The sequence below is a fragment of the Lutibacter holmesii genome, from assembly GCF_042679665.1.
Classification (GTDB): Bacteria; Bacteroidota; Bacteroidia; order Flavobacteriales; family Flavobacteriaceae; genus Lutibacter; species Lutibacter holmesii.
Genome location: NZ_JBHTMV010000018.1, coordinates 1 through 2,500 on the forward strand (window position 1 = coordinate 1; position 2,500 = coordinate 2,500).

General features: G+C 47.9%; 2 rRNA genes (1 of these 2 cut by a window edge). Both read right to left on the reverse strand.

Annotated elements, in window-relative coordinates:
* Positions 1 to 21: 21 nt before the first annotated feature.
* Positions 22 to 132: ribosomal RNA gene (gene rrf / locus ACFQ5N_RS14315) — 5S ribosomal RNA — on the reverse strand.
* 79 nt (positions 133 to 211) lie between these two features.
* Positions 212 to 2,500 (reverse strand): 23S ribosomal RNA (locus ACFQ5N_RS14320) (it continues 598 nt past the right edge of the window).

Below are 2,500 nucleotides of genomic sequence, written 5' to 3' on the forward strand. Positions count from 1 at the left end.
TAATGTTGAAGGTTTTCAAAAGAAAGGCGGTGACATACTCTCCCACCATAGTGGCAGTACCATCTGCGCTGATAGGCTTAACTTCTCTGTTCGAGATGGGAAGAGGTGAGCCCTATCGCTATAACCACCTTAAGTTGTTTGGGGAACTACCCCTATATAGTAACATACTGAAAAAATAATATTGTAAATTCAAAAATAAATAAAAAGAGGCAGCATAAAAGCCTATGGGTTATTAGTACTACTCGGCTATGACATTACTGCCTTTACACCTATAGCCTATCAACGTGGTAATCTCCCACGACCCTTTAAAGAAATCTCATCTTGTGGTGGGTTTCGCGCTTATATGCTTTCAGCGCTTATCCCTTCCCGACGTAGCTACCCAGCAGTGCTCCTGGCGGAACAACTGGTACACCAGAGGTCAGTCCAACACGGTCCTCTCGTACTAGTGTCAGATCCACGCAAATTTCTAACGCCCGCTACAGATAGAGACCGAACTGTCTCACGACGTTCTGAACCCAGCTCGCGTGCCACTTTAATGGGCGAACAGCCCAACCCTTGGGACCTTCTCCAGCCCCAGGATGTGACGAGCCGACATCGAGGTGCCAAACCCCCCCGTCGATATGAGCTCTTGGGGGAGATCAGCCTGTTATCCCCGGCGTACCTTTTATCCTTTGAGCGATGGCCCTTCCATGCGGAACCACCGGATCACTATGCTCTTGTTTCCAACCTGATCGACCTGTATGTCTCTCAGTCAAGCACCCTTATGCCATTGCACTCTACGCACGGTTACCAAGCGTGCTGAGGGTACCTTTAGAAGCCTCCGTTACTCTTTTGGAGGCGACCACCCCAGTCAAACTACCCACCAAGCACTGTCCCCATCGCTGGGTTAGACTCTAGATAAGCAAAGGGTGGTATTTCAACAGTGACTCCACAACGCCTAGCGACGCCGCTTCAAAGTCTCCCACCTATCCTACACATTACTTATCCAAAACCAATACTAAGCTATAGTAAAGGTGCACGGGGTCTTTTCGTCCCGTAGCGGGTAATCGGCATCTTCACCGATACTACAATTTCACCGAGCTCATGGCTGAGACAGTGTCCAGATCGTTGCACCATTCGTGCAGGTCGGAACTTACCCGACAAGGAATTTCGCTACCTTAGGACCGTTATAGTTACGGCCGCCGTTTACTGGGGCTTCATTTCATTGCTTCGCCGAAGCTAACAACTCCACTTAACCTTCCAGCACCGGGCAGGTGTCAGGCCCTATACATCAACTTTCGTTTTAGCAGAGCCCTGTGTTTTTGATAAACAGTCGCCTGGACCTTTTTACTGCGGCCCTGTATTGCTACAGGGCGACCCTTCTCCCGAAGTTACGGGTCAATTTTGCCTAGTTCCTTAGCCATGAATCACTCGAGCACCTTAGAATTCTCATCCCAACTACCTGTGTCGGTTTACGGTACGGGTTCTCATAATCTGAAGCTTAGAAGTTTTTCTTGGAAGTTCTTAATCACACTATCTACGCCGCCGAAGCTTTGTAGTACTATCCCGCTTTAGCAAGAGCTACGCATTTAACTATAGCTCCTATACCTACACGGTTCAACGTACTATTCCGTCAGTACGCGGTGAGTTCATTACTCCGTCCCTCCATCGCAATTATGAGAAGTACTGGAATATTAACCAGTTATCCATCGACTACTCCCTTCGGATTCGCCTTAGGACCCGACTAACCCTCAGCTGATTAGCATCGCTGAGGAAACCTTAGTCTTTCGGTGTGCGGGTTTCTCGCCCGCATTATCGTTACTTATGCCTACATTTTCTTTTGTAATCACTCCAGCAAACCTCACAGTTCACCTTCTACGCTGATTACAATGCTCCCCTACCAATCTACAATCTAATGTAGAGTCCATAGCTTCGGTAATATACTTATGCCCGATTATTATCCATGCTCGATCGCTCGACTAGTGAGCTGTTACGCACTCTTTAAATGAATGGCTGCTTCCAAGCCAACATCCTAGCTGTCAATGCAATCGAACCTCGTTAGTTCAACTTAGTATATATTTGGGGACCTTAGCTGATGGTCTGGGTTCTTTCCCTCTCGGACATGGACCTTAGCACCCATGCCCTCACTGCTGTGTATATTTTATAGCATTCGGAGTTTGTCAGGAATTGGTAGGCGGTGAAGCCCCCGCATCCAATCAGTAGCTCTACCTCTATAAAACTTTACCACAACGCTGCACCTAAATGCATTTCGGGGAGTACGAGCTATTTCCGAGTTTGATTGGCCTTTCACCCCTACCCACAGGTCATCCAAAGACTTTTCAACGTCAACTGGTTCGGTCCTCCACTGTATGTTACTACAGCTTCAACCTGCCCATGGGTAGATCACTCGGTTTCGCGTCTACTACTACTAACTAAAGCGCCCTATTCAGACTCGCTTTCGCTACGGCTCCGTGTCTTAAACACTTAACCTTGCTAGCAACAGTAACTCGTAGGCTCATTA